Genomic DNA, 23,316 nt, shown 5'->3' on the forward strand with positions numbered 1-23,316 from the left:
GGGACGAGTTAATAAACCTGGTGCCGTTCTACGAACTTCAAAACCTCCGTGTAGACCTTGACCCGGTTTTCCACCTTTGTAATGACGTGGCCCTCGTCGGGGAGCACCAAGAGTTTAACCTCTCTCCCCAGCTCCCCCAGCCTCTTGGCCAGCTGCTCGGCTTCGTGGATGGGCACGCGTATGTCGTTTGCGCCGTGGACGGCTAGGAGGGGGGCCGTGATTTTGTCCACGTACGTCGCTGGGCTCAGCTGGAGCAAGAGATCGCGATGTCTGTCGAGAGATCCGTATTCCGCCTCTCTGTACCTCCTCCTCCAAGGCGCGGTCCTCTCCAGAAACGTCACCAGGTTGAAGATGCCGGCTATCTCCACGCCGCATGCCCAGAGGTCGGGGGCTGTGGCGAGGGCCATCAACGTGAGGTAGCCGCCGTAGGACCCCCCCATTACGCAGGGCTTCGCCTTAGCGATGCCCTCAGCGGTGAGCCACCTGGCGAAGGCTTCGACGTCCTTTATCGCGTCCCACCTCTTGTCTAAGTCGTCGAGGCGGAGGAAGCTTTTTCCGAAGCCGGCGCTCCCTCTGTAGTTAGGCGCCGCCACGACGAAGCCCGACATGAGCAAGGCCAGCACCAGCGGCTTGAGCTCCGGCCTATCTTGGCTCTCGGGGCCTCCGTGGAGGTAGACGACGACTCCCCTAGCCGCGCCCGGCGGCTTGTAGATGTTAGCCTGGATCTTCCTACCGTCGTGGCTCACGTACCACACGGACTCCGGGTCGGGTAGGGACTCCAGCTGTAGGCCGAACCTGGGGGATCTCGTGAGTTGCCTCAGTGCCCCTCCCTGGTGGATGTAGACCTCATGGCCTCTGTTTATGCTGGAGAGGGAGAAAAGGATGAGCCCCTCTCTGTACTGTAGAGATGTCACGACGCCCCTCGGCGTAGCTATCTTGTGGGTTAGGCCCGAGGGCATGTGCATCATGTAGAGACCCGACGACCCCTCCTCGTTTAGAGAAAAGACGAGGTAGCTCCCCCACACGTCGAAGAACTCGACGTCTCTGTCCAGCTGAATTAGGTATTTCCAGGAGCCGGTCGTCAGATCCATCTGGGCCACCCCCATGTGTTCCCACCCCTCGTTTGTTAGATAGAGTAGCTTCCCCCCTCCGATGTATCTAGGGGAGAGGCTCATGGTGTCCGGGCTCCTCTTGGTCAACTCCCGCACCTCCCCGCCTCTGTAGAGCAGTATGGCGCTTTCGAGGTTTGTCTCATAGTGCGTGACGAAGAGACCCACCTCCGACCACTCCTCCACGACGTTGATGCCGGGTATCTCGGCGAGCTTGGCGATAGACCTCGTAGCTCTGTCGTAGAGGTATAGGTGGAAGTTCTGCTGGTCATCCCTGGTGGAGGTGAAAGCCAGCTTCTGCGAGTCGGGCGACCAAGCCCCCAGGCTGTTAACCCCCTCAGCGGAGACGGGCGCCGCCTCCTCGCCCTCAAGCACGTAGAGACGCCACCTTTCGTCGCCCGCCACGTCGCTGGTGAACGCGAGAGTGCCGTCATCTGCAACCCGGTACTCCGACACCCTTTCCTCCCAGGGGAGCACCATGTCGTGGACATGTCCATCAAACCTCCAGAGCTGGGGAACGCCGGTAATATCGCTGATGTAGTAGATCTCCCTGCGGGGCCCCAGGCGGGGCGCATAGGCGGATCTTACCGAGAGAGCCCTTTTCGCAAGAAGGCTCATGACAGCGACAAACGGCAACAATTTATAAAAACCTCGCCCCCTTGCCACGCTGTTAACACTCCCGGGGGCGTGTTCTAGATAACCTGCGGCGTGGAGGTGCCATCGTCGGCGCGGATATGTGCTTTTTTGTGCGGCTACCGGGTGCCGCGGACGGTGGCGCCGGCCGTAGTTGCTTAAAAATGAGGGATATATACGTGAAACGCGGCCTCTACCTCTCGGCCCTTATCTACTACCTAGCCGGAAAGAGGCGCGAGAAGGGGGCCGTAGTTGTCGTCAGAACGCGGGAGATATGTGGTACTGACAGGAGATGCGGCTGGGAGCTGAGGCGGCTTATGCTCTTCCTCGTCACGAGGGGGTTGGCCCGTCGCCACAGGCGGGGGATTTACATCATGGAGCGGGCCGCGGTAGAGAGGGCCCTCCACGCGTTAAGTGAACAGATTTAAATGGGAGAAAGTGGCGCCACGTGTATCACGAGCTCAGGAAAAGGGAGCTTGTGGATCTCGCGGTCGCCTTTGCAACTCTCACAGTTGGTTTCTCAATCGCCATCGCGGGAGGCGGAATAGTCGGCGGAATAAACTGGAGGAGGGTTCTTGAGGCTGTGCCCATCGTCGCCTTCGTGCTCCTCTTCGCCTTTGTAGGCCACGAGATGGCGCATAGGCAAGTGGCTAGGAGGCTGGGCTACATAGCGATGTTTCAAGCGGACTACAACCTACTCCCCCTGGCGGTTATACTGCCGTTGCTCTTTGGCGTAGTCTTCGCAGCCCCCGGCGCAGTGGTGGTGCTCCCCTTTAGACCCCCCGGCGGTGGAAACGAGAGAAGAGATCTGTTCTACATAGCGGCGGCGGGCCCCATAACCAACATCGCCTTCGGCGCCGCCGGCTTAGCTATAGCAACCTACACCAATTCGCCCATCTGGTGGTTCTTCGCCTACACAAACGCCTGGCTTGCCTTCTTCAACCTCCTCCCTATACCGCCGCTAGACGGCAACAAGATGCTTAGGACAAACCTGCCGATGTGGCTCGCCATCACCGCAGTCGCGGGCCTACTGGTAGCAAAGCTGTGGCAATAGGCGCGGACCGCCAAGTTTTGAGTACTGTGATTCGACGCGAGCCCCGGCTTACGCGTTGAGGGCCTGGTCTAGGTCCTCGATTAAGTCGTCTACGTCTTCGAGGCCGACGGAAAGCCTCACAAGGTCCTCGGTTATGCCCAATATTTTTCTATCCTCCTCAGGTATAGGCGAGGCCGCGCTGGCCACGGGGTAGGTGGCGATGCTTTCCACCCCGCCTAGGCTCGGCCCAGGCGTCACCAGCTTGAGAGATTTGAAGAACTTAAACACGGCGTCTCTCCCGCCCTTAACCCTAAAGGATACAACTGCGCCGAACTTATCGCCGAAGAGCTTCTTGGCCACTCCATGATCTGGATGTGTGGGCAGACCTGGGTAGATGACCTCGGCGACCTTGCTGTGTTCGGCGAGAAACTCGGCGATGGCCTTCGCCGACTTGCACTGATACTCAAATCGCACAAACAACGTCTTCAAACCCCGAAGCGTCAGGAAGGCCTCGAAGGGCTGCATTATGCCCCCCAGCATCGCCCTCCAAACCCACAGCTCCTCCAGCATCGCCCTCGACGAAACCACGGCCACGCCGCCGATGACGTCGTTGTGCCCCGCTATGTACTTCGACGTTGAGTGCACCACCACATCGGCGCCGTGGGATATCGGCTGGATGAGGACAGGCGTGGCGAAGGTGTTATCCACCACAACCACAGACCCCAGATCTTTAGCCGTCTTCACCACCTCGGGAATATCTAAGACATGGAGAAGGGGATTAGTTATAGTCTCTACAAAAGCCACGGTAGGCCTCCCGCTTTTCAGCCCCTCTATATACGTCTCCGTACTTGGATACGTCTTTCGTAGCTTTACGCCAAATCTACCAAGCGAGCTCAAAAGCCTAAGGGTAGTTCCATATGCCTCCATGGTGGTGAGGACGGTGGCGTCTGCGTTTAGAAGAGAGAAGAAGACCGAGGAGAGAGCCGCCATACCGCTGTTAAACACGAGGGCGTCCACGCCGTCCTCGAGCGTAGCCAGCGCCTCCTCCAGCGGCCTGAGGGTGGGGTTCTCCTCCCTACTATACTTGAGGTCGAACCCCCTGTCGGACTTCAGCGCCTCCCCCTCCATCCTAAACAACGCCGTCTGATAAATGGGGGGCTGGAGCGAGCCGTAGGGGTCAAGAAGCCTGAACCCCCTCACGGCGGCCGTCCCCCTACGCATTCGACAACAAACAACCTAACTATATAAATTTTTACACCCCTATAATATCAACATCAATATTTTTATAAATAACAATGATATAACTAAGGATATTTAATAAAAGTATTGAAATTAATATGGCAATATTGCTACATTCAATACCCTCTAAAGCGTAGAGGAGGCATGACTCCCCTCTCCGCCCTAGGCGGGGTCTGCAGTGGTAATTTAAAAACTCGCTAGATGGGTCGTTCGTGGTTAGAGAGGCCGTAGTTCTAGACAGCAACGACGACCTAGGCCCTCTCCTCGCGAGGATGCTCGTCGACAACGGCTACGTTGTAAGAGTGCTCGCGAATCAGGAGCGGGCTAAGATGTACGAAAGAGAGGCTGTCTACATACACAACCTAGTTGAGAACTACGAGAGGGTCCTTAGAGGAATCGACTTCTCCCGCGTAGAAGTCGCCGTCTTCCCCTCGCCAAACGACATGTTGAACCTCAGCTTTGCTAAATTTGCAAGATCGCAAGGCGTTCCCATCGTCGTCATCGTTGCAAGAGGCGAGGCCGTGGCGAGGGAGGCGGAGGAGCTCGGCATTATGGCCATAGTGTCCTACCACTGCGTACTCTCAAGGCTCACCAGAATCCTCAACCTAAGATTCACCAGGATCCTCCCGCTGAAAGCAGGCGTTGCTATGCTAGAGATGTTGGTGACCTCCGACTCCCCGCTCCTAGGAAAGACCATCGGAGAAGTGGAGGAAGAAACCGGCGCAAAGGTGGCAATAGTCAGGGGAGACGAATACCTAACCTCCAGCGACGTGGAGATACAAGATGGAGACTACCTCATAGCCGTCGGCCCCCAGGCAGACCTGCAGCAACTCACCAAGTAGCTGCCGTTTGTCCCTTGGCGTCTGCTGCCGGCGCTTGTCGACTCACGCCTAGGGGCTTTCCCCCCGGAGGGTCCGCCAACTCCACCTAACGCACTCCGGGGGTAGTCTTCCCCACTTGAGCCACTCCCTCGTGCGGGGGTCGGAGGGATATCCGCTACCGAAATCCCCCACCTCCTTCTTCAGAAGCGCCACAAGCCTATCTCTCACCACCTTAGCCACTATGCTGGCGGCGGCCACTTGCGGAACAGACTCGCCCTTGTGCATAGCCACCACGCGTCTGCCCGTGATAAACTCCAGCGCTGAGCCGTAGCGCCGGGGGTCGACGTCGGGGGAATCCACGTAGTACACGTCGGCGGGACACAGCTCGATCAGCTTAGCCGTGTAGTCGAGCTCCAACGCGTTTAGAAGCCCCCTCCACACGTATGTATCGACAACCGCGGGCTCAACCACCACGTAGTTAACGCAGTCCGCCGCCTCCAAGATCAGTTGGTACAGCCGCTCCCTCCTCTCCGGGCTCAGCCTCTTGGAATCCCTCACCCCCAGGCGGGCGAGAACGCCGCCGTCTCCAACAACGACGGCGATCACCATAGGCCCCACCACCGGCCCCCTGCCCGCCTCGTCGACACCGCCTTCCAAAAAAGACATAAACAGCCAAATCTACTGCGCTGTGGAGATCCCCCAGGAGCTTAAGTCGTACCTCGCAGTTGAGGCCGACCAGTGGGACGTCAAACACATCGTATGTCTTAAGTGTAGAAAGAAGTTCTTCACAGTGAGAGACGCCGCTCTGCACCTACACGCCGTACATGGCCTAAAGGCGGCCCAGAAGTACATCAGCGCCTCGCACGGGCAAGCCTAGCCTGTGTCTTGTCCTCAAGCCTCTTAAGGATGGCGAGTATCTCCTCCAACACGGCGGTGTCGCCTCCCTCAACCTCGTCAAACACCTCGTCGATGTACACGAGCTCGTCGCGGATCGCGGTGAGGAGATCCGGCGAGGCGCCGCCCTCTATCTGTTGGACAAGCGCCTTGAATTCCTCGTCCTCCAGTAGCTGCTCCAGCAGCTCCCTACCCCGATCCGTCAGTTGGTAGATCTTCTTCCTCCTCCTCCCGACGTAGCTCTCCCTCGACTCGATAAGCCCCTCTGCCTCTAGGTAAGACAGGAGGGGGTACAGAGTGCCGGGGGACGGTACGAACCTCCCCGCCGTGAGCCTCCCCAGCTCCTTAAGAATCTCGTACCCACTTAAAGCCCTAGATCTGAGGATGTAGAGCACAACCCCCTTGAAGACCCCGCGGCGGCGTTTATACATCCCTCCGCGCCTGTGAGAGATCCGGCGAGGGGGGCGGCCTCAGCTTGTGGGCGTTTGCCCTCGCCCTAGCGACCACGAGGTCAACGACGCTTCCGAAGGCCCTCTTGGCCTCCTCCAGAGGCATCTTCCTGTCGTATATGGCGTAGAGAACCACGTCTAGCACCTCGTAGGGCGCGCCCAGCTCCCCCTCTGCTGTGTGGCCCTGCCACAGCCTTGGGCTACTTGGCTTCTCGGCGATGCGTCTAAACCCCAGCCTCCTCGCCATCTCTCTAACCTGCACCTTGTAGAGCGACCCAATTGGGAGTATGTCGACGCCGCCGTCGCCGTATTTGGTGAAGTAGCCGAGCAACAGCTCGCTTCTATCCCCGCTACCCGCCACCAGGAGGTTATCCCTATTAGCGTAGTAGTACAGGATCGTCATCCTCACCCTGGCCATGATGTTGCCCACCGCCACCCTCTCAGACTCCGAGTACCCAGGCAGAGCCTTGGCGAAGCTCTCCACGATGGGCGTGATATCTACGGTGATCAGCCTAATCCCCAAGGCCTTGGCCACCTCGGCGACGTCGGCGGCGTCCTCTGGCGGCGTGTGGCGGGAGGGCATAAAGAGGCCGAGCACCCTCTCGGGGCCCAGAGCCTCCACGGCCAAAGCCGCAGTGACGGTGGAGTCCACCCCGCCGCTTAGCCCAACCACAACCCCCCTAGCCCCGGCCCCCTCTACGTAGCTTCTGACGAAGGAGGAGATGATCTCACGCGCCCTCTGGTAATCCAGGGCGTTTATGACTGTCTGGAGGTCAAACGGGGCCACGGCTAGATAAGCTCAAGCGCCACCGCCGTGCCGCCGCCCGTCCCGTGGCAGAGAGCCGCCACCCCCCGCCGCCCGCCCATCCTCCTCAACACTGAAATCAGGGTCGTGACTATGCGCGTGCCCGATGCGCCGAGCGGGTGGCCGAGGGCAATGGCGCCTCCGAAGACGTTCATCCTATCGTAGGGAACGCCGAGCACCCTGTTGACAAGGACGTTCACTACCGCGAAGGCCTCGTTGGCCTCGTAGTAGTCGAAGTAGTCCACCGAGACGCCGAGCTTCCTAAGTAGCTTCTGTATCGCATAGACAGGCGCCTCTGTGAAACGCCACGGCTCCAGCATGTGCCAGCTGTAGCCGAGGATCCTGGCGATGGGCTTAACCCCCAACTCCCTGGCCTTCTCCTCGGACATCAGGAGAAGCGCGGCCGCGCCGTCGGAAAGCTGGCTGGAGTTGCCGGCGGTGTGTAGGCCGTCGGGCTTAAAGGCGGGCTTCAGCTTCGCCAGCTTCTCCAGAGACGTGTCCGGCCTAATGCCCTCGTCTCTATCCAGCTTGACCCCGCCGAACTCACCCTCCACGGGCTCCATGTCGTCGAACCACTTGTTCTCCGTGGCGCGCCAAGCCCTCATGTGGCTCTCGTAGGCGACCTTGTCCAGCTCCTCCCTGGCGATCTTGTGCTCCTTGGCCACCATGTCTGCCTCCTCGCCCATCAACATCCCAGTCGCTGGGTCCGTAAGCCCGTCGAAAACCATGAGGTCGGTCAGCTCAAACCTCCTGCCTATGGAATGCCTCAGCCCCCACCTTGCCTCGTGCGAGACGCAGATGGGCTGCGTAGACATCGACTCCACGCCGCCCGCTATAACCACCGACGCGTCCCCCAGCGCTATCTCCCTATATGCCTCGATGATCGCCTGCATCCCCGAGGAACACACCCTGTTGACCGTAAAAGCGCTGACGTCCACCGGCAGACCAGCCAGAAGAGCGGCGTAGCGGGCCACGTTCTGCCCAACCCCGCCCTGAAGCGTAGAGCCGAATATCACCTCCTCCACCAACTTCCCGTCGACCCCGGTCCTCTCCAGGAGCTTCTTAATGGTGAAAGCCGCCAGGTGGGGCGGCTTCACGTCTTTAAAAGCCCCCCCGAACTTGCCGATGGGAGTCCTCACGTAGCCCACGACCACGACGTCCATGTGGGAGTGACATTGGGAGTATTTAAGCAGTTAAACTTAAATTATAAAAGCCGTGGCTACGCCGTGGTCTCTTGGATAGACGACGTTAGGAAGGCGGCGGAGGTGGTCAAGAGGGGCGCCTTCAAGGCTGTTACCCACGGAGGCGTGGCGCACATGGACGACGTCCTAGCCGCCGCGCTCCTCCATAAACACGGGGCGGAGGCCGTATATAGGCTAAACGCGGCCGAGGAAATCGCAAAGCTGGACGGCGACGTCATTCTGTTCGACATAGGAGACGCCTTCAGAGACGCCCTGCCCCAGAGGTTTGTCGTCTTGGACCACCACGGCGTTGCCGACCCCTCCGAGGAGCCCTCCACGATCGTGCAGGTGGCGGCGGCGGTAGACCTAAAGCCGAGGCCGCTAGTCGCTACGCTTCTACACTACGTCGACCTCTACGACCGCTTCGGCCCAGCGGTGAAGCGTTGGTCGGGCCCCTACGGCAACTCCTTAAACAACGGCGTGGCTAAGTACCTAGCCGAGGCAACCCCCACGGGTCTCGTCAAGGAGACGAAGTTCCTAGAGCTACTGGCGGAGGCCCTATACTCCAGGCTGGAGCTCGACATCCCGAGCTTCGCCGAGGCGTTTAAGCTCGCGGAGAAACTCCCCTTCGCGGACCTCGCCGAGAAGTTCCCCAGGACCTTCAACACCCTAAGGCTCATGCTGGCCGCCGCAAAAGACGTCCAGACGGCGGCAACCGGAAAAGAAGCCCTGGAGACCGGCTTCGGGGTCGACTTCGGGTGCTACGCCGTATTGGCCGTGCCGGAGCTTGAGCAGTACGTGGCGAAAGGCCTGGAGAGGCACTATTTGGAGGCCAGGAGGGCGGCCGAGGCGGCGGCCTCAGGCCGCTACACAATAGTGAAGGGGCACATCGCCGCGGTGGCCGTGGAGGACTACCTGCCCCCAGGCCCCATATGGAACGCCCTCCAAGACCTCGGCGTTTTGTCGACAGAGCCCGTCTTCATCGTGGTGAAAGACAGGAGGAACCCAGGGGCCTACACCCTCTGGCGCCCCGACAGACACGCAAACGTCATCGACTTCAGAAGGCTCCAGGGGCCAGAGGTGGTGTTTAAACACGCCTCGGGCTTCCTCGCCGTGGTGAAGGCCGAAAACGCAGAACAAGCCGCCAGATACGCCCAGGCGCAGCTGTGATTGAGGAAATCGCGAGAGACCTCGAAGCCTTCGACCTAGGCGAGTCCGTCCTAGAGGTCGGGGCAGGCTACGGCAGCACCACGGCCCTCCTCCTGAGGCGGGGGCTGAGGGTGTGCGCTGTGGATATAGACCCGGGAGCCATCTCCTACCTAAGATCGGCCTTTAAAGACTACGCCGAGGCGGGCCTCCTAAGGGCCGTCTTGGCCCCCGGTGAGTCGTTGCCATTTAAAGACGGCGAGTGCGACTCGGCGGTTTCAGTCGCCGCCCTACACCACATTAGAGACATAGCCGCCGCGCTGAGGGAGATGTTGCGTGTGGCAAGGCGGCTCGTGGTCGTATACGACTGGACCCCCGAGTCAGCCGGCGTCACAAACCCCCACAGCGCTCAGGAGCTTGATAAAAAGATGCGTGAGGCCGCCGCAGCCGCGGAAGCCCTAGGCTACGACCTGGCGAAAAAAGGCCTCTGGTACAGGTTGACAAAACGCAAAACCTAAAAAGGAGGATTTAGGAAGACCTATGCGTGTGTTGGCTCTGGCGCTCCTACTTGCCCTACTGGCGCTGGCGGTATCGCCTATTAGGCTGGAGGTCCAGAGCGTCCTCGTCTCGCCCATAAACACCACCAAGATAGTGGACTACGTGAAGGCGGCTAAGAAGTCGGTGTACGTGGAGGTTTACGTCCTCACCTATAGGGAGCTGGCGGAGGCCCTCGCGTCCGCGGCTAAAAGAGGCGTGGAGGTTTACGTGGTCCTATCGGCGAGGGTATACGGCGGGGTGCCGCCTCAGGCCAAGGAGCTGGCTAAGTACATGGAGGAAAACGGCGTAAAGGTGGCGTGGAACAACGACTTCCCCAACGTCCACACCAAGCTGTATGTAATCGACAACGAGACGGTCATAATAGGCAATATAAACCCGACCGTCTCAGGCTTCCAGAGGAATAAGGGCGTCATGTTGGTCATCAGAAACGCCACCTTGGCTAGGCAGCTAGCCACAATAGTGCTAAACGACTACAGGAGGGTCTACCCCAAGTACAACTACGCCGGCGTCTTGGTGTCGCCGATAAACTCGGAGGAGGGCCTCCTCTGGATCCTCCAGCAGAAGGGCGACCTCTACATAGCCATGGAGCAGATATACATGGACTCGGGCCTTGTGCAGTATATAGTTCAGCACCCCACCTACTACGCCGTAGTCGCCAGGACGGATGCGGACATAAGGGTTGCCGTAGACGAGGACCTCGTCGCAAAGATAATCGTAGTGGGGGACCACGTCTACGTCGGCTCCATAAACATAGGCCACTACTCCATCCAGAGAAACAGGGAGGTGGGGCTCCTCATAGAGAACCCCCAGCTGGCCCAGCGGCTCAAGGCCCTGGTGTTGCAGTGGTATAGTGAGGCCGGAGGCCAGACACACGCGGGGGCCACCACCACAGAGGCCACACGCACGACCGTACATCGGACCACCACGACGTCGCACACAGCCACGCACCAGCCCACACCCTCTAGAGGCGTACCCTGGGATGTGATCTTCTGGCTCGTAGTTATAATACTCGCGGCGCTCTTCGTCCTCTGGATGAACCGCAGAAGGCCGTGAACGAGATCCAGAGGCGCGTCCTAGAGGCCCTGGCGCGCGGCGATGCTGGACCTCCAGAGGCACGACCTACAAGCCCTCCTGGAGTCGCTGGAGGCCGGGGGCTACGTGAAGAGGGTGGCGACCCCCTCGGCGTGCTCCCCACAGAGGAGGGTCTAAAACCGGTGGACGGAGGCGAAACGCCGACAGCCAAAGCCCCAACGTCTTTCCCAGCCCTCGTGGGAGCTGGACTTCTGGCCCTGGTGGTCTGGGCTTGGAGAGCACCTCGGGGGGCGAACGGGCGCCGTTTCCGCGAACCTCCCGCCGTCTGCCTAGGGGATCATCCAAGTGTCCTCAGCGCCTCCGGCGTAGAGGTCCCCAGCCTGACCTTGGTGGGGTCTGTCCCGAAGCCTATTGCGTCTATGATGGCCTTAGCCTGCTCGGCGGTTCTGATCCCACCCGCCATCTTCACGCCCAGCCTGAAACCCCTCTCCCTGATGTACCTCGCGATGGCGGCGGCCCTCTCCGGCGTGGAGTATGTGGGGTTTCCGAGTTGCCTCGCGTAGGCCTCCTCGGCGAATCCCGTGGAGCTTTTGATAAAGTGCGCCCCTGACTCGGCCACGATGTCGTAGAGCCTGTGCCTCTCCTCGTCGGTAAGGTAGGGCTCCTCCACGATAACCTTAACCACTCTGCCCCCGGCGGCCCCCACCACGGAGAGGAGATCCCGCCTGACCTCCCCCCACATGTGGGATTTCACAAGCCCTATCGGCGCCACCACGTCGATCTCCTCGGCGTACTCCGCTATCCTGGCGACGAGGGCTGCCCTCGCCGCCGTGGGCATCGCGCCGAAGGGGAAGTCCGCCACTACACAGAGCTTCACCCTACTCAACAGCTCTCTCACATACGGCGCATAGAGCGGGTTTACGCAGTAGGCCGCGACCCCCAGCTCCTCCGCCCTCCGGGCACCCCTAGCCACCTCCTCCAGCGTGAGGTACGGCTTGAGGAGGGCGTAGTCCACGAGGTGGAGCATGTAAGCCGCTACATACGTCTTTAAAACTTATAAGGCGGCGGCGCCCCCGGGGCATGGACCACGTCCGCGCCCACCTCTACATCAGGGGCAAGGTACAGGGCGTCTTCTTCCGCCAGTCCATGAGGGAGGTCGCCGCCCGAAACGGCGTGAGGGGGTGGGTGAGGAACAGGTCAGACGGGAGGACCGTGGAGGCCGTGCTGGAGGGCCCCCGCGACGCTGTGGCGAAGGTCATCGAGTGGGCGAAGGTAGGCCCTCCAGGCGCCAGGGTGGAAGACGTGGAGGTCACGTGGGAGGAGTACAGAGGAGAGTTTACAGACTTCCGCATCCTGCCGACGGAATAGCTTATATAGAGGAGAATAAAAGGAAACGGGCTCGACCGCCGCGTCTGCGGCAGTATGACAGGCCCGCCCGCGGCCGAGTCTACACCTCTGCCACCGCCAAGACGCCCTCCTCAGACCTCGCCGAGAGGTACATGGTATACAGCACCTCCGCTATGTGGGGACCCGCCGCCCTCGCCACCGCCTCGAACAGCCGCTCCTCGTCAAGCTCCTCCAGGTCGTAGCCAGCCCTCCTCAGGCGATAGATAAGAAAACACGAGATAGTGGGATCCAGCGATTGTATAAACCTCTTCAACGACATAGATATACAACTCAGAACATTTTTTAAATATATCGTGCAGGTTGAACCGTTTGTCCCTGTTGCGCCTAGGGATCTCCTCCTCGCCTTCATGGGTGGCCAAGCTAGCTCGGGCGTGGGGTCACCGGGCCGGGCGGCCCTCCTTGAGCCCCAGGGCATGCCTTTCGATGCTTACGACGGCTACTAAGCCTTCTGTGCCAACGTTGAAGAACCTTCCCAACTGTCGTGAAGAGGAAACAGCCCCCAGCCGGTAAAGAGCGCCGCGGCTTCCTCTATATGCCCTCGCATCGGCGCCTCCCAGCTAGCGCCCAGTGTCCCCGGCGTGTGTTGGCGGCCGCCGTCGCTACCTTATTCTCTTCTATACCGCGTGTCCTCGGCGTGGGTGTAAACGCTGGTCCCCGCCTCTTCTGCCTCCTCGCTGCGGAACCTCTTGATTAGGAAGGGGGCGGCTATGCCCAGGACGATGGCGAGGATTGACGTGACGAGGTCCCTCGCGAAGATTGTGGTGTCAAGCGAGGGGGCTGAGATGGTGCTGATGAGGAAGAGAAGCCCCAGCACGACGGCGACGGCGCTTAAGACGTAGACAAGCGGCTTTGTGTTCATGGCGGGGTGAAGGAGGTGCCTTTTAAATGTTTGCAATGCCGTGAGGTGGGGTGCCCAAGGCGCAGTCCCGCGCGTTCTCCTGAGGGCTTTTCTACTCTGTGCCCTCTGGGTTTTCCGTGAACTTGCGGTGTAGCACAGGTGCGGCGATGCCGGTGGCTAGGGAGGCTATGGAGATGCCGAGGTCCCTCGCGAGGATGGCGGGATCTAGAGAGGGGTTGCTGAGGGTGGACACCAGGTAGAGGCCGCCTAGGACAACCGCCGCGAGGCTTAAGGCGACGACCAAGCCCGTCTTCATGTGTACAGCTGCGTCTCTGTATATAAGGGCGGTGGGGAATATACAGGTATGACGCGGCGAGGCGGTAGATTTATATATGTGGCTCTTCTTGACGCGCCATGGGGAAATCGACTTCGTGTACGACGTTGCTCGCCTAGATGAGAGGCTGTTGCTTGACGCTTTGAAGAGGCGGGGGGCCGCGGTGCGGCTTGTCAAAGCCGAGGAGGTTCTAGCGCCAGAGGGCTTCGGCAACGTTGGCGTGATTAGGCTGGCGGCGCGCTCGAGGGTTATACCGGCGGCCTTCACCTATGAGGCAAACGGGGGGCTCTCCATAAACTCCGCCCAGTCGCTCGTCCTCTCCCACGACAAATACCTAACCTACCTCCGCCTGAGGGAGTACGGGGTCCCCACTCCCAGGACCTACCTGGCCTTCGGCCTGGAGGCGGCCCGGGCCGCCGCCGAGAAGCTGTCGTACCCCGTCATCGTGAAGCCGACGGATGGCTCCTGGGGGAGGTACGTCAGCATGGTGAAATCCGCCGAGGATCTGGAGACTGTGGTTATGCACAGGCAGGCTATGGAGAGCGACCTCCACATATACCTCGTGCAGGAATACGTGGAGAAGCCCGGGCGGGACATCAGGGTGACGGTGGTGGGCGATAGGGCGGTGGCGGCGATTTATAGAATCGCCTCGGCCGACTGGCGGACAAACACGGCGCGGGGGGGCAGGGCGGAGCCCGTGAAGATAGACCCCGAGCTGGAGGAGGTCGCGGTGAGGGCGAGCAAGGCGGTGGGGACGTACTACTCGGGGGTAGACGTGGTGGAGACGCCCCGGGGCTACCTGGTGCTGGAGGTCAACGGCGTACCCGAGTTCAAAAACGTCCAGAGGGTAACCGGCGTGGATGTGGCGGGGGAGATCGCCGGCCTTATAATAGACGTCGTAAGGAGGTAGCCGCCTTGAGGTACTCCCTAAGGGCCACCTTCGCCCTCACGATGTGTTTACAGGGCCCTCCCCTGTATCTGAAGTCTGGGCACTCGCAGCGGCCCGTGAAGTACCTCGTCCCCAGCTTGAGCTTCAGCACCACCTGGTAGCACTCCTCCCTCCTGCTCTGGGATCGCACATAGCAGAGGGCGACTAGCCAGAGTCCCCTCCTCTCCACGCTCCTTATGTAGACCTCCTCGTTCAGTTTGTAGACGGCGCCTTTCGCCGCCTCTTTACAAAGCACGTCCAACAGGGCGGAGCTACATAAAAACCTTTTCCAGAGCCAACCTGTAGAGGCGGAGGGGCTCCGCCTCCGTGAAGAGACCCAGGTCTGTCACATAGACATCGATTAGGCCGTGCGGCACTCTGTCGAAGAGAGGCACCTCCACGGCGTGTCCCGCCACCTCAGCCGCAACGCGCATCGGAGGCGGCGACATCAGAGGCACGGCCTTGTAGCTCTCGAAGACGGCGATGGTCAAGGCGCCTACCCACCTCGCGGCGGCCAGAAGTGGGAGCGTCCCCACCTTGTTCACAGCGGCGTCTAGGTAGAGCCCGTCGAGGCCCACCACAGCGGCGTCGTAGTCGAAGGCCCCAACCGCCGCGTCCGGGATAGGCACCACCTGGGCGTAGCGGGAATAAGCCGCGTAGGCCTCGGCAAACTCCGCCCCCGGCCTGCTCTCGGCCAGGTAGACCACATCTACACATCCCAGACCCCGGAGGAGCCTCTCCACGGCGGAGCTGAAGCTGACGGTGGCGACCCGCCGCATGCACCGAAGCGACTGCACGCCGCGGCTCAGCCTATCCCTAGCCTCCTTGGCGTAGGCGGCGACCCTAGCCGCCGCGGCCCTGGCGTCAACCCCCCTGGAGACCGCCTCCCTAAGCACGAGGTAGAGGAAGTCGAGAGGCGCCATCCCGGGCCTCACGCCTCGAAGGCGCTCCGCCGTAGGCAAGGGATCCGCAACCTTTGAGACAATGTCCACGGCCCTCTCTAGGTACCAGCTCGCCCCCCTCACCCACTCCCTCGCCAGCTCCTCCACGTAGTATATGAGGCGTATATATAGCTGTGCACTGGGCCTCCGTAGCGCCGCCGGGGGCGACGCGGTTGTGTGCATTTAAATACAGGTCGCGGCCTCCCCCATGTCTCTGGTGGTTAAGAACGTGACAGTCCTCCGCGGGGGGAGGCCCGCGGTGGAGGACATCTCCTTCTCTGCGGAGAGGGAGTTCGTCCTGGTGGCGGGGCCCAACGGCGCCGGCAAAACGACGCTCTACATGGCCATCCTCGGCCTGCTCCCCCACCGGGGGGAGATATGCGTCGAGGGGGTCTGCGGGGCGGAGCGGGCCAGAAAGATAGGCTATGTGCCTCAAGTCATCAGGGTGGAGGCGCAGGCCACCGTGTGGGAGTACGTGTACCTCCCGGCGAGGTTTAGAGGGGTTAAGGAGGCGAAGAGGGCGGCTGAGGAGGCCCTAGCCGCCGTGGGCCTCACGCACCTGCGCGATAGGCCGCTGGGATCGCTCTCGGGCGGCCAGCTCCAGAGGGCGGCCATTGCGAGAGCTCTGGCGGTGGGGGGAGACGTGCTTCTCCTGGATGAGCCCCTGGCCAACGTGGATCCGCAGGGCCGTATCGAGCTCCTCGCCCTACTTAGGGAGCTGAAGAGGGGTAGAACGGTGTTGATGACCTCCCACGAGCTGACCCTCCCCACCAACCTCGCCGACAAGATACTGCTCCTCAACCGGAGGCTTATCGCCTACGGCCCGCCGGAGGAGGTGCTTAGGGAGGAGGTGCTCTCGAGGGTGTATCGCTACGTCCGCATCGCGAAAACGCCCGCGGGCTACATCTGCGTCACGGAGGACTATGCCCATCCTCATTGAGGCGGCGGCCGCGGCGCTGGCGGCGGGGGCGCTTCTCCACGCGTATTTCTACGCCCCGCTCCTCTTCTGGCCTCTCGCCTCTCTGCTTTTATCATCCGTGGTGTTGGCGGCTTACAGCCCTCTGGCGGTCAGCAGGAGGATGACCTTCCTCGCCCACGCCCAAGGCCACAGCATACTGACGGCCGCCCTAGCCGCGGCGGTGCCCACAGCACTGCTGGGGCAGACGCCTGCCTCACCCGCCTTCTACCTCTTCACAGTGCTTTTCGTTATGTTGCTGAACTTCGCGGTTTTGGCAACGGAGCGTCTGGGCTATAGAAAAGACGTGGCGACAGGAGTAGTAATGTCATTCCAGCTAACGGCCGCCATCGCCCTGCTATACCTAATACGCAAGCTCTACGCCACTACTCTAGATCCCCTAGCGCTCATAACCGGAGAATACGTGCTCATCGGGCCGGGGGACCTCCAGACGCAGCTCCCCATGTTGGCCGCCGCACTTGTCTTCCCAGCCCTCTACGGGACTAGGTACCTATACGCCGCGGTGGACGAGCTCTTTGCGGAATCTATCGGCATGAAAACACGGCGTCTAGATCACCTATTCCTCACGTCGATGTCTCTAGCCGTCTCCGCCACGGTGTACACACTGGGGTCGCTCATGCCGGCGGTGTTGCTCGTCCTGCCGGGGGCGATCGCCGCCAGATACAGCAACAAGCTGACGGAGCAGATCCCGCTAGCCGTATCTCTAGCCGTGGCGGCGGCCGCGGCTGCCCACTTCATCTATACGGCTGTGCCGTGGCTTTGGCCAAGCGCCGCGCTCGGCGCTGTCATGCTGGCGCTCCTCCTGGCGAAAAGGTATAAATAGGCTGTAGCTAAGTTAGGACATGTGGCGGATCCTGCCGCTACTGCTGGCGGCGCTTGCGGCCGCCGGCACGTTGACAGACCACTTCTCCTCTCCCCCCATCGAGGTGCTCGTCATTAGGACAGACCAGTGGCTCTTCTGCCAAGACTACGGCGTGACCATCCAGATAAAGGCCACACAGCCCGTCACGGTTAACAAGGTAACTGTAACGGCGAAGTTTTTCCCCGAGGGGACCCTGGTCCCCACAGTCCAGTCCAAGACCTACAACGGCTTTACGCTAGCCGCCGGCCAGATATGGCAGGAGTCTGCCACCTTCAACTACTGCCCCCAGAGGCGAATAGACCCCCTCATCCTCCTGGAGATCGCGGTGTATCTTCCCAACTACACTCTGACGTATAACTACTACATAGGCCGTGTGTTGCCCACCACCTACGAGGACCTGGCCAGCTACGCCGCATCGCTAGAGCAGAGGGTTAGGGACCTCGCCGGCCAGGTGGAGCAGCTGAGGCGGCAGGCGGCCGACCTCCAGACGCGCTTGGCGAACCTCAGCACCCTACTCGCGGTGGCTAGGGCGGACAACGACAGACTCGCAGCGGCTCTTGCCCAAGCCAAGGCGGAGCGCGACGCCCTCAAGACCCAGCTGGACCAGCTACAAGCCCAGCTCAACGGCGTGAGCCAGGCCCGGGCCTCGCTGGAGGCGCAGCTGGCGGACGCCAGAAGGCAGTTGGACGAGGCGAGGGCCGCCTACGACAAGCTGTCAAGCCAGTACTCAGACGCGCAGAGGACCATCGCGGAGCTACAGACGAGGCTGGCGGATCTACAGAGGCAGTACGACGAGCTGAAGAAGTCGGAGCAACAGCTGAGGGAAAGCTACTACGCCCTATCGGCCAAATACAGCGAGCTCTCCGGCAGATACGACGAGTTAAACAGGGCCTATAGGCAGGCGGTGGAGGAGAAGGCCCTCCTCCAGAACAGATACAGCGAGTTAAACACGGGCTTCACCTGGGCCATCAACGCCGCCACGGCGCTGGCGGTGGCCCTACTCTTCCTAATAGCCCTCGTCATCACGAGGAGGAGGCAGACCCCGCCCCCGCCGCCGCAGGTAAAAACCGCCGCGGTGATACAGGAGGAGCCTAAGGAGACGCTGGTAAAGTGGCCAGCCACAAGAGAATAAATACAATTTACTTTTCTACGGTGAGGTCTGCTTGAGACTCCGACCGGGTGAAGAGACGGCGGATTGCCGAAAGTATATAACCGAGTGAAATCCTCTTGGCATGATCAGGTTGGTCACGGCGGCTTCCACGGTGGGGAGCTTGATCGAGTGGTACGAGGTTTTTGCCTACGTCTCCCTCTCCTCCTATATATCTAAGAACTTCTTCCCCCAGCAGGACCCCGTTGCGGCCACAATCCTCACATGGCTCGTGTTCGCCACGACCTTCGTGGTTAGGCCAGTTGGGGCGGTTCTCTTTGGGCACCTCGGCGATAGGGTTGGGAGAAAGGCGACGTTCCTCGCGACTCTACTCCTCATGGGTGTCGCGACCTTCCTCATAGGCCTCCTCCCCACCTACGGCCAGATCGGCGTTGCCGCGCCGGTGCTTTTGACGGTGCTGAGGATCCTCCAGGGCTTGTCTCTAGGCGGCGAGTTGGGAGGAGCAGTGACTTACGTCCTAGAACACGCGCCTAGCCGGAGCAGGGCGTTCTACGTGGGGTTCATCGCGGCGACGCCGCCGCTCGGCCTCGGCCTTTCTTCCTTCACCCTTGTCGCCACTGCCGCCTTGATGCCTCCCCAGGCGTTCCAAGACTACGGATGGCGCGTCCCCTTCCTGGTCTCCATAGTGCTGACGGTGCTGGGTCTAGTCCTCCGCTTGAAGCTCGCGGAGACCCCCCTCTTCGAGAAGATCAGAGGCGAGGGGGCCGTGTCCAAGATGCCGGTTGTCGAAGCCGTGGCCAGGTACCCCGGGTACATCCTCGTCGGCGTTGCGGTTGCCGCCGGGCACGCTGTTCTGGCCTACACGTCCACCGGCTACATATTTCCATTTCTGACGCAGGTCGTCAAGCTCAGCCCCGTCGAGGCCAACCTCGCGGTGGGCCTAGCCACGGTTGCCCAGCTACCCTTCTACATAATCAACGCTTGGCTCGCAGACAGAGTCGGTAGAAGGGTTATATATTCGGCGGGCGTGGCGCTGGCCCTCGCCACGTACTACCCCATCTTCAGCTGGCTTGTCGGGGTGAAAGACGTGGGCTCGGTGGCGCTGGGGGTTTTTGTGCTCGTGTTGGCCACGGCCTTCACCTTCAGCGTGTTGGGCACCGCCCTCGCCGAGATGTTCCCCACCCGGGTGAGGTATACCGGCATGTCGCTGGCCATAAACCTGGGCATCGGCCTATTCGGCGGCTTCACGCCGTCGATAGTGCAAGCCATATCCCTCTGGCTCAAAAACCCGCTGGCCGGCGTCCTGCTGTATACATACGTCGTCGCCGGCTTCGCCCTAGCCGTGGCCTTGTTGCTCATGCCGGAGACAAAGGACAAGCCTCTAGACTAGCGTTTTCCGCCCCTCTTTCGACGGGCTCACTATAAATAAGGGCAATTCGAAACCCACGTGCTCTGGTTTGTATTAACCACGGGCGCCTGCAACCTACAATGCAGATACTGCGGTGGGTCCTTCGACGAGAGGCACTCGCCCTGGAGGCCCAAAGTCGCCGCGGGGGAGGTCGCCCGCTTCATAGCCCAGAGAGACGGGAAGCCGGTCGTGTTCTTCTACGGGGGGGAGCCCCTCCTAAACCCCCACTACGTCGTGGAGGTCATGGAGGCGCTTCCCAACGCCCGCTTCGGCATCCAGACCAACGGGACGCTGGTGAGGAGGCTCCCGCCCGAGGTCTGGCGGAGGTTCTCCACCGTCCTCCTCTCAATAGACGGGCCCCAGGAGGTGACGGACTACTACAGGGGGCCGGGGGTCTACAGGAGGGTCGTGGAGGCCCTCCGGTGGCTAAAAGACGAGGTTGGGTGCGGGTGCAAGACCGTGGCGAGGATGGCCGTCGGCAGGAGGTCGGACATATACAGAGATGTGACCCACCTCCTCGGCCTGGGCTTCGACGCGGTGCACTGGCAGCTGAACGTCATCTGGACAGACGAGTGGGGCCCCCGGGAGTTCCTGAGGTGGGCCGAGGAGAGCTACCTCCCCGGCGTTAGAGGGCTGAGGGACCTCTTCCTCTCGGAGGCGGAGCGGGGAAGGGCTCTGGAGGTGATCCCCATCCTAGGCATATACCGGGCCCTCCTCGTGAGGCCCTACGACTGGGTCCCGTGCGGGGCGGGGAGACACGCCTTCGCCATAAACACAGACGGGAGGATCCTACACTGCCCCATCGCCGTTTCGGAGAAGTGGGCCACAGCCGGCCACATAAGGATCGGGCTAAACGGGGCGGCGCCCCGCCTAAGGGACAGGTGCCTCGTCTGCGAATATAGACACGTCTGCGGCGGCCGATGCCTCTACACCCAATACGAGGACTACTGGGGCGAGGAGGGCTTCGACGCCGTCTGCCAAGTCACCAAGAGGACTATAAAGATCCTCGAGGAGGAGGCCCCCAGGCTTAGGAAGCTCATAGACGCGGGCGTGTTAGACCCGAGACGGCTCGACTACGACCCCCTCCTCGACTCCACAGAGGTGATCCCGTAATCCCTAATACGGCTGTAATACCAAGCGACAGTTAATTCCCCCATGCACTCTGCTACATGCCCTGCAAGAAGAAGAAGGCCGAGGCCAAGAACGAGGCCAAGTAGCCCCCTCCGGAAAACCCCCCTTTTCCCCTACACGGCGGCCCGCGTTTTAGCCCGCGCTGCCGGGCTTCTCGCGGGCGCTGGAAAAATTTATTATGGAGATGCGATTTCCCTCTGATGATCGGGGAAGTGTACGCACACCTGGAGAAGATCAGGGACTTCTTCTACGGCCTTGCCGAGGTGAGAGATAGGCTTAGGGAGTCGGGGGTTACCTGGCCCAAGCCTCTCCCCGAGGCCGAGGTGGGGACCGTAAGAGTTAAGATAGGCCTCCCGGCGATGCTCAGGCGGGGGGTCATCATGGACGTCACCAGCGTGGAGCAGGCGCAGATAGCTGAGGAAGCGGGCGCCGTGGGCGTCATGGTGTTGGATAAGCTTCCCTACGACGTTAGAAAGGCCGGGGGCGTCGCAAGGATGGCGGACGTGAAGGTGATAGAGGAGGTCATGAGCCACATCACCATCCCCGTCTCGGCTAAGGTGAGGATCGGCCACTACTACGAGGCCGTGATCCTACAGGAGATCGGGGTGGACCTCATAGACGAGTCCGAGGTCCTCACGCCTGTGGACGAACAACACCACATAAACAAGTGGGCCTTCGCGGTGCCCTTCGTCAACGGGTGCCGCGAGCTGTGCGAGGCGCTGAGGAGGATCTCCGAGGGAGCCTCGATGATTAGATCCAAGGGCGAGGCGGGTACTGGCAACGTAAGCGAGGCCGTGAAACACTTCAAGGCCCTATATGGGGCGATAGAGGAGCTGTCGGCCGCGCTGAGGACGGGGGACGAGGAGAGGATAAGGGACTACGCCAGGAGGTGCCAAGCCCCCATAGAGCTGGCCGCGCTTACGGCTAGGCTGGGCAGGCTCCCCGTGGTGACCTTCGCCGCCGGCGGCATAGCGACGCCGGCAGACGCGGCCTTGATGATGTGGCTGGGGGCAGACGGCATATTCGTCGGCAGCGGCATATTCAAGAGCCAGGACCCCAGGGAGAGGGCGGAGGCCATCGTGCTGGCGGCGGCCTACTGGGACGACCCGGAGAAGGTGGTGGAGGCCCAGAGGATGGTCAGCGAGAAAAGCGCCATGATGGGCATAGACGTCAAAACGCTGAAGCCCGAGGAGCTGCTCCAGACCAGGGGGGTATGAAGGCCGGCGTCCTAGCACTCCAGGGCGATGTAGAGGAGCACATACAGGCGTTCAGGAAGGCGGCCCAGGAGCTGGGCAGATCTGTCGAGGTAGTTCAGGTGAAGAGGCCTCAGGACCTCCGGGAAATCGCGGTCTTAGCCATACCCGGCGGCGAGTCGACGACAATCGGGGCCCTCGCCAGGCGGACCGGCCTCCTAGACGCCCTAAGAGACGCCATCAAGGGGGGCCTCCCGACGCTGGGCACCTGCGCCGGCGCCATCTTCCTAGCCAAGGAGGTGAGAGACTCCGTGGTGGGCGAAACAAAGCAGCCGATCCTCGGGCTTATGGACATAGCTGTTGTGAGAAACGCCTTCGGCCGCCAGAGGGAGTCCTTCGAGGTTGACCTACGGGAGGAGGGCATCGGCGCTTTGAAGGCCGTCTTCATCAGAGCCCCGGCTTTCACAAAGGCGTGGGGAAGCGCAAGGCTCGCCGCGCCCCTTAAACACCCAGAGCTGGGACAGATATACGCCGCCGCCTTCCAAGGCCACATGGTGGCCACGGCCTTCCACCCGGAGCTCTCCACCACCGCGGTACACCGCTACATGCTGAACCTGGCAAAAACATAGCCACGCCCAGTCCCCCACCGGAGGCGGCCTCAGATTTCTAATGGGGACGCGGCGGTTTCGCCTACACTTATTAAGGACGATCGCGGTAATGGACTATGTCGGTGGTCGAGGAATTGGCTAAGTACCAGAGGGTGGTGATTGACCAAGACACGTGCATCAGTTGCGGCGCGTGCGTCGCGGCGTGTCCCTACCAAGCTCTTGAGCTCGACGACAACGGCAAGTCGAGGCTCATCTGGGAGAAATGCAGAGACGACTACTCCTGCGTCGCCGTCTGCCCCGTCAAGTGCATATACAAGGCGAGTGAGGCCCCCGCCGAGTACAAGAGCAAGAAGGGCTGGTACAGGCTGGGCAAAACGCTGACGCCAGAGGAGAAAACCGCTTTCGACCAGTGGAGAGCCAAATACAACATCACAGCGGAGCCGGCGTAGCTAAGGCGGAGGCTAAAACAACCTCGGAGGCTCAGAAGCCAACTTAGTTCCACTAAACGCTTTTTCCAATTATTACAACAGGAAGCTCCGCTCTTAGGGAGGGGGATGGATTTAATCTATTTTCATGGGAGTGGTGAAGAGGGCTGAGAAGGGCTTAGCAGTTCGCTCCATACGGCGGGTCGACGGCGGATGGCCCCGGCGGGGGGACATCCCCGCCGCGATACCCGCCCCGA

Annotated in this window: 29 protein-coding genes; 17 read left to right on the plus strand and 12 right to left on the minus strand. The window is 61.1% G+C overall.

The features are described from left to right. Nucleotides 1-8 precede the first annotated feature (8 nt). On the minus strand, nt 9-1,727 hold the full coding sequence (locus TNEU_RS01200) for a S9 family peptidase (protein ID WP_012349614.1): 1,719 nt from the start codon (nt 1,725-1,727) through the stop codon (nt 9-11). 194 nt (nt 1,728-1,921) lie between these two features. Between TNEU_RS01200 and TNEU_RS01205 the strand changes: the two genes are divergently transcribed. After that, nucleotides 1,922-2,170, plus strand: a complete 249-nt coding sequence (locus TNEU_RS01205) for a hypothetical protein (RefSeq protein WP_245521967.1) — start codon at nt 1,922-1,924, stop codon at nt 2,168-2,170. A gap of 20 nt (nt 2,171-2,190) precedes the next feature. Then, nucleotides 2,191-2,796, plus strand: a complete 606-nt coding sequence (locus TNEU_RS01210) for a site-2 protease family protein (RefSeq protein ID WP_012349616.1) — start codon at nt 2,191-2,193, stop codon at nt 2,794-2,796. 48 nt (nt 2,797-2,844) lie between these two features. On the opposite strand, the gene TNEU_RS01215 is transcribed toward TNEU_RS01210, so the two are convergent. Further along, nucleotides 2,845-3,996 carry a cystathionine gamma-synthase family protein gene (locus TNEU_RS01215; RefSeq protein ID WP_012349617.1) on the minus strand — a complete coding sequence of 384 codons (1,152 nt, stop codon included), beginning with the start codon at nt 3,994-3,996 and terminating at the stop codon, nt 2,845-2,847. A 230-nt stretch (nt 3,997-4,226) separates the two neighbouring features. Between TNEU_RS01215 and TNEU_RS01220 the strand changes: the two genes are divergently transcribed. Continuing rightward, nucleotides 4,227-4,856 (plus strand): TrkA C-terminal domain-containing protein, encoded by a 630-nt coding sequence (locus TNEU_RS01220; protein WP_012349618.1) that lies wholly within the window; start codon nt 4,227-4,229, stop codon nt 4,854-4,856. Between the two features lie 48 nt (nt 4,857-4,904). Here the strand turns inward: TNEU_RS01220 and rnhB are convergent, their stop codons facing one another. Next, complete coding sequence (gene rnhB, locus TNEU_RS01225) at nt 4,905-5,501, minus strand: ribonuclease HII (RefSeq protein WP_012349619.1); 597 nt, start codon at nt 5,499-5,501, stop codon at nt 4,905-4,907. Between the two features lie 22 nt (nt 5,502-5,523). Between rnhB and TNEU_RS01230 the strand changes: the two genes are divergently transcribed. Then, nucleotides 5,524-5,712, plus strand: coding sequence for a hypothetical protein (locus TNEU_RS01230; protein ID WP_012349620.1), 189 nt, complete (start codon nt 5,524-5,526; stop codon nt 5,710-5,712). On the opposite strand, the gene TNEU_RS01235 is transcribed toward TNEU_RS01230, so the two are convergent. From TNEU_RS01235 to TNEU_RS01245, 3 genes are read right to left on the minus strand one after another with little or no spacing between them, the layout of a single operon-like run. Continuing rightward, a complete protein-coding gene (locus TNEU_RS01235; protein ID WP_012349621.1) occupies nt 5,687-6,160 on the minus strand; it encodes a PadR family transcriptional regulator in 474 nt (157 codons plus the stop codon). The two genes, TNEU_RS01230 and TNEU_RS01235, sit on opposite strands and share 26 nt — an antisense overlap. Then, complete coding sequence (locus TNEU_RS01240) at nt 6,153-6,965, minus strand: NAD+ synthase (protein WP_012349622.1); 813 nt, start codon at nt 6,963-6,965, stop codon at nt 6,153-6,155. The genes TNEU_RS01235 and TNEU_RS01240 overlap by 8 nt, the downstream gene beginning before the upstream one ends. A 2-nt stretch (nt 6,966-6,967) precedes the next feature. Beyond that, a complete protein-coding gene (locus TNEU_RS01245; RefSeq protein ID WP_012349623.1) occupies nt 6,968-8,146 on the minus strand; it encodes a thiolase family protein in 1,179 nt (392 codons plus the stop codon). Nucleotides 8,147-8,209: 63 nt separating this feature from the next. Here TNEU_RS01245 and TNEU_RS01250 point away from each other — a divergent pair, with 63 nt between their 5' ends. The 3 genes from TNEU_RS01250 to TNEU_RS01260 are packed head-to-tail and all read left to right on the plus strand — an operon-like array spanning nt 8,210 to nt 10,921. Beyond that, complete coding sequence (locus tag TNEU_RS01250) at nt 8,210-9,334, plus strand: hypothetical protein (protein ID WP_012349624.1); 1,125 nt, start codon at nt 8,210-8,212, stop codon at nt 9,332-9,334. Further along, complete coding sequence (locus TNEU_RS01255) at nt 9,331-9,828, plus strand: class I SAM-dependent methyltransferase (protein WP_012349625.1); 498 nt, start codon at nt 9,331-9,333, stop codon at nt 9,826-9,828. The genes TNEU_RS01250 and TNEU_RS01255 overlap by 4 nt, the downstream gene beginning before the upstream one ends. A gap of 22 nt (nt 9,829-9,850) precedes the next feature. Continuing rightward, a complete protein-coding gene (locus TNEU_RS01260; protein ID WP_012349626.1) occupies nt 9,851-10,921 on the plus strand; it encodes a phospholipase D-like domain-containing protein in 1,071 nt (356 codons plus the stop codon). A 316-nt stretch (nt 10,922-11,237) separates the two neighbouring features. Here the strand turns inward: TNEU_RS01260 and deoC are convergent, their stop codons facing one another. Beyond that, complete coding sequence (gene deoC, locus TNEU_RS01265) at nt 11,238-11,927, minus strand: deoxyribose-phosphate aldolase (RefSeq protein ID WP_012349628.1); 690 nt, start codon at nt 11,925-11,927, stop codon at nt 11,238-11,240. A 53-nt stretch (nt 11,928-11,980) separates the two neighbouring features. On the opposite strand from deoC, the gene TNEU_RS01270 reads away from it, so the two are divergent. Next, a complete protein-coding gene (locus tag TNEU_RS01270) occupies nt 11,981-12,268 on the plus strand; it encodes an acylphosphatase (RefSeq protein WP_012349629.1) in 288 nt (95 codons plus the stop codon). A 79-nt stretch (nt 12,269-12,347) separates the two neighbouring features. Here TNEU_RS01270 and TNEU_RS01275 read toward each other — a convergent pair whose 3' ends face one another. The 3 genes from TNEU_RS01275 to TNEU_RS01285 form a co-directional block, all read right to left on the minus strand. Next, nucleotides 12,348-12,566, minus strand: a complete 219-nt coding sequence (locus TNEU_RS01275) for a hypothetical protein (RefSeq protein WP_012349630.1) — start codon at nt 12,564-12,566, stop codon at nt 12,348-12,350. 345 nt (nt 12,567-12,911) lie between these two features. Next, on the minus strand, nt 12,912-13,166 hold the full coding sequence (locus TNEU_RS01280) for a hypothetical protein (RefSeq protein WP_012349631.1): 255 nt from the start codon (nt 13,164-13,166) through the stop codon (nt 12,912-12,914). A gap of 91 nt (nt 13,167-13,257) precedes the next feature. Further along, nucleotides 13,258-13,461, minus strand: coding sequence for a hypothetical protein (locus TNEU_RS01285; protein WP_012349632.1), 204 nt, complete (start codon nt 13,459-13,461; stop codon nt 13,258-13,260). Nucleotides 13,462-13,537: 76 nt separating this feature from the next. On the opposite strand from TNEU_RS01285, the gene lysX reads away from it, so the two are divergent. Further along, complete coding sequence (lysX, locus tag TNEU_RS01290) at nt 13,538-14,389, plus strand: lysine biosynthesis protein LysX (RefSeq protein WP_012349633.1); 852 nt, start codon at nt 13,538-13,540, stop codon at nt 14,387-14,389. Here the strand turns inward: lysX and TNEU_RS01295 are convergent. Both TNEU_RS01295 and TNEU_RS01300 read right to left on the minus strand, forming a co-directional pair. Then, complete coding sequence (locus tag TNEU_RS01295; RefSeq protein ID WP_012349634.1) at nt 14,364-14,663, minus strand: SWIM zinc finger family protein; 300 nt, start codon at nt 14,661-14,663, stop codon at nt 14,364-14,366. The two genes, lysX and TNEU_RS01295, sit on opposite strands and share 26 nt — an antisense overlap. 16 nt (nt 14,664-14,679) lie before the next feature. Then, nucleotides 14,680-15,531: an eIF2B alpha/beta/delta subunit family protein gene (locus tag TNEU_RS01300; RefSeq protein WP_012349635.1), complete on the minus strand. Its 852-nt coding sequence runs from the start codon at nt 15,529-15,531 to the stop codon at nt 14,680-14,682. A gap of 25 nt (nt 15,532-15,556) precedes the next feature. Between TNEU_RS01300 and TNEU_RS01305 the strand changes: the two genes are divergently transcribed. The 8 genes from TNEU_RS01305 (at nt 15,557) to TNEU_RS01340 (ending at nt 23,083) form a co-directional block, all read left to right on the plus strand. Next, nucleotides 15,557-16,288, plus strand: coding sequence for a metal ABC transporter ATP-binding protein (locus TNEU_RS01305; RefSeq protein WP_012349636.1), 732 nt, complete (start codon nt 15,557-15,559; stop codon nt 16,286-16,288). Further along, nucleotides 16,272-17,147 carry a metal ABC transporter permease gene (locus TNEU_RS01310; protein ID WP_012349637.1) on the plus strand — a complete coding sequence of 292 codons (876 nt, stop codon included), beginning with the start codon at nt 16,272-16,274 and terminating at the stop codon, nt 17,145-17,147. Before TNEU_RS01305 ends, TNEU_RS01310 begins: the two co-directional genes overlap by 17 nt. 19 nt (nt 17,148-17,166) lie before the next feature. After that, nucleotides 17,167-18,318, plus strand: coding sequence for a hypothetical protein (locus TNEU_RS01315; RefSeq protein ID WP_012349638.1), 1,152 nt, complete (start codon nt 17,167-17,169; stop codon nt 18,316-18,318). A gap of 100 nt (nt 18,319-18,418) precedes the next feature. Continuing rightward, complete coding sequence (locus tag TNEU_RS01320) at nt 18,419-19,684, plus strand: MFS transporter (RefSeq protein WP_012349639.1); 1,266 nt, start codon at nt 18,419-18,421, stop codon at nt 19,682-19,684. 57 nt (nt 19,685-19,741) lie between these two features. Further along, nucleotides 19,742-20,815 (plus strand): TIGR04084 family radical SAM/SPASM domain-containing protein, encoded by a 1,074-nt coding sequence (locus TNEU_RS01325; protein WP_012349640.1) that lies wholly within the window; start codon nt 19,742-19,744, stop codon nt 20,813-20,815. A gap of 218 nt (nt 20,816-21,033) precedes the next feature. After that, on the plus strand, nt 21,034-22,050 hold the full coding sequence (gene pdxS, locus TNEU_RS01330; protein ID WP_012349641.1) for a pyridoxal 5'-phosphate synthase lyase subunit PdxS: 1,017 nt from the start codon (nt 21,034-21,036) through the stop codon (nt 22,048-22,050). Beyond that, nucleotides 22,047-22,655: a pyridoxal 5'-phosphate synthase glutaminase subunit PdxT gene (pdxT, locus tag TNEU_RS01335; protein WP_012349642.1), complete on the plus strand. Its 609-nt coding sequence runs from the start codon at nt 22,047-22,049 to the stop codon at nt 22,653-22,655. The genes pdxS and pdxT overlap by 4 nt, the downstream gene beginning before the upstream one ends. Before the next feature lie 95 nt (nt 22,656-22,750). Further along, a complete protein-coding gene (locus tag TNEU_RS01340; RefSeq protein ID WP_012349643.1) occupies nt 22,751-23,083 on the plus strand; it encodes a 4Fe-4S dicluster domain-containing protein in 333 nt (110 codons plus the stop codon). Nucleotides 23,084-23,316: the final 233 nt, after the last annotated feature.

The organism is Pyrobaculum neutrophilum V24Sta, from assembly GCF_000019805.1.
Lineage (GTDB): Archaea > Thermoproteota > Thermoprotei > Thermoproteales > Thermoproteaceae > Pyrobaculum > Pyrobaculum neutrophilum.

Coding starts and splice junctions, on each gene's coding strand:
- TNEU_RS01200 (WP_012349614.1), bottom strand. CDS start 1,727: ATGAGCCTTCTTGCGAAAAGGGCTCTCTCGGTAAGATCCGCCTATGCG.
- TNEU_RS01215 (WP_012349617.1), bottom strand. CDS start 3,996: ATGCGTAGGGGGACGGCCGCCGTGAGGGGGTTCAGGCTTCTTGACCCC.
- rnhB (WP_012349619.1), bottom strand. CDS start 5,501: ATGTCTTTTTTGGAAGGCGGTGTCGACGAGGCGGGCAGGGGGCCGGTG.
- TNEU_RS01235 (WP_012349621.1), bottom strand. CDS start 6,160: ATGTATAAACGCCGCCGCGGGGTCTTCAAGGGGGTTGTGCTCTACATC.
- TNEU_RS01245 (WP_012349623.1), bottom strand. CDS start 8,146: ATGGACGTCGTGGTCGTGGGCTACGTGAGGACTCCCATCGGCAAGTTC.
- TNEU_RS01260 (WP_012349626.1), top strand. CDS start 9,851: ATGCGTGTGTTGGCTCTGGCGCTCCTACTTGCCCTACTGGCGCTGGCG.
- deoC (WP_012349628.1), bottom strand. CDS start 11,927: ATGCTCCACCTCGTGGACTACGCCCTCCTCAAGCCGTACCTCACGCTG.
- TNEU_RS01270 (WP_012349629.1), top strand. CDS start 11,981: ATGGACCACGTCCGCGCCCACCTCTACATCAGGGGCAAGGTACAGGGC.
- TNEU_RS01275 (WP_012349630.1), bottom strand. CDS start 12,566: ATGTCGTTGAAGAGGTTTATACAATCGCTGGATCCCACTATCTCGTGT.
- TNEU_RS01280 (WP_012349631.1), bottom strand. CDS start 13,166: ATGAACACAAAGCCGCTTGTCTACGTCTTAAGCGCCGTCGCCGTCGTG.
- TNEU_RS01285 (WP_012349632.1), bottom strand. CDS start 13,461: ATGAAGACGGGCTTGGTCGTCGCCTTAAGCCTCGCGGCGGTTGTCCTA.
- lysX (WP_012349633.1), top strand. CDS start 13,538: ATGTGGCTCTTCTTGACGCGCCATGGGGAAATCGACTTCGTGTACGAC.
- TNEU_RS01300 (WP_012349635.1), bottom strand. CDS start 15,531: ATGCACACAACCGCGTCGCCCCCGGCGGCGCTACGGAGGCCCAGTGCA.
- TNEU_RS01305 (WP_012349636.1), top strand. CDS start 15,557: ATGTCTCTGGTGGTTAAGAACGTGACAGTCCTCCGCGGGGGGAGGCCC.
- TNEU_RS01310 (WP_012349637.1), top strand. CDS start 16,272: ATGCCCATCCTCATTGAGGCGGCGGCCGCGGCGCTGGCGGCGGGGGCG.
- TNEU_RS01315 (WP_012349638.1), top strand. CDS start 17,167: ATGTGGCGGATCCTGCCGCTACTGCTGGCGGCGCTTGCGGCCGCCGGC.
- TNEU_RS01320 (WP_012349639.1), top strand. CDS start 18,419: ATGATCAGGTTGGTCACGGCGGCTTCCACGGTGGGGAGCTTGATCGAG.
- pdxS (WP_012349641.1), top strand. CDS start 21,034: ATGATCGGGGAAGTGTACGCACACCTGGAGAAGATCAGGGACTTCTTC.
- pdxT (WP_012349642.1), top strand. CDS start 22,047: ATGAAGGCCGGCGTCCTAGCACTCCAGGGCGATGTAGAGGAGCACATA.
- TNEU_RS01340 (WP_012349643.1), top strand. CDS start 22,751: ATGTCGGTGGTCGAGGAATTGGCTAAGTACCAGAGGGTGGTGATTGAC.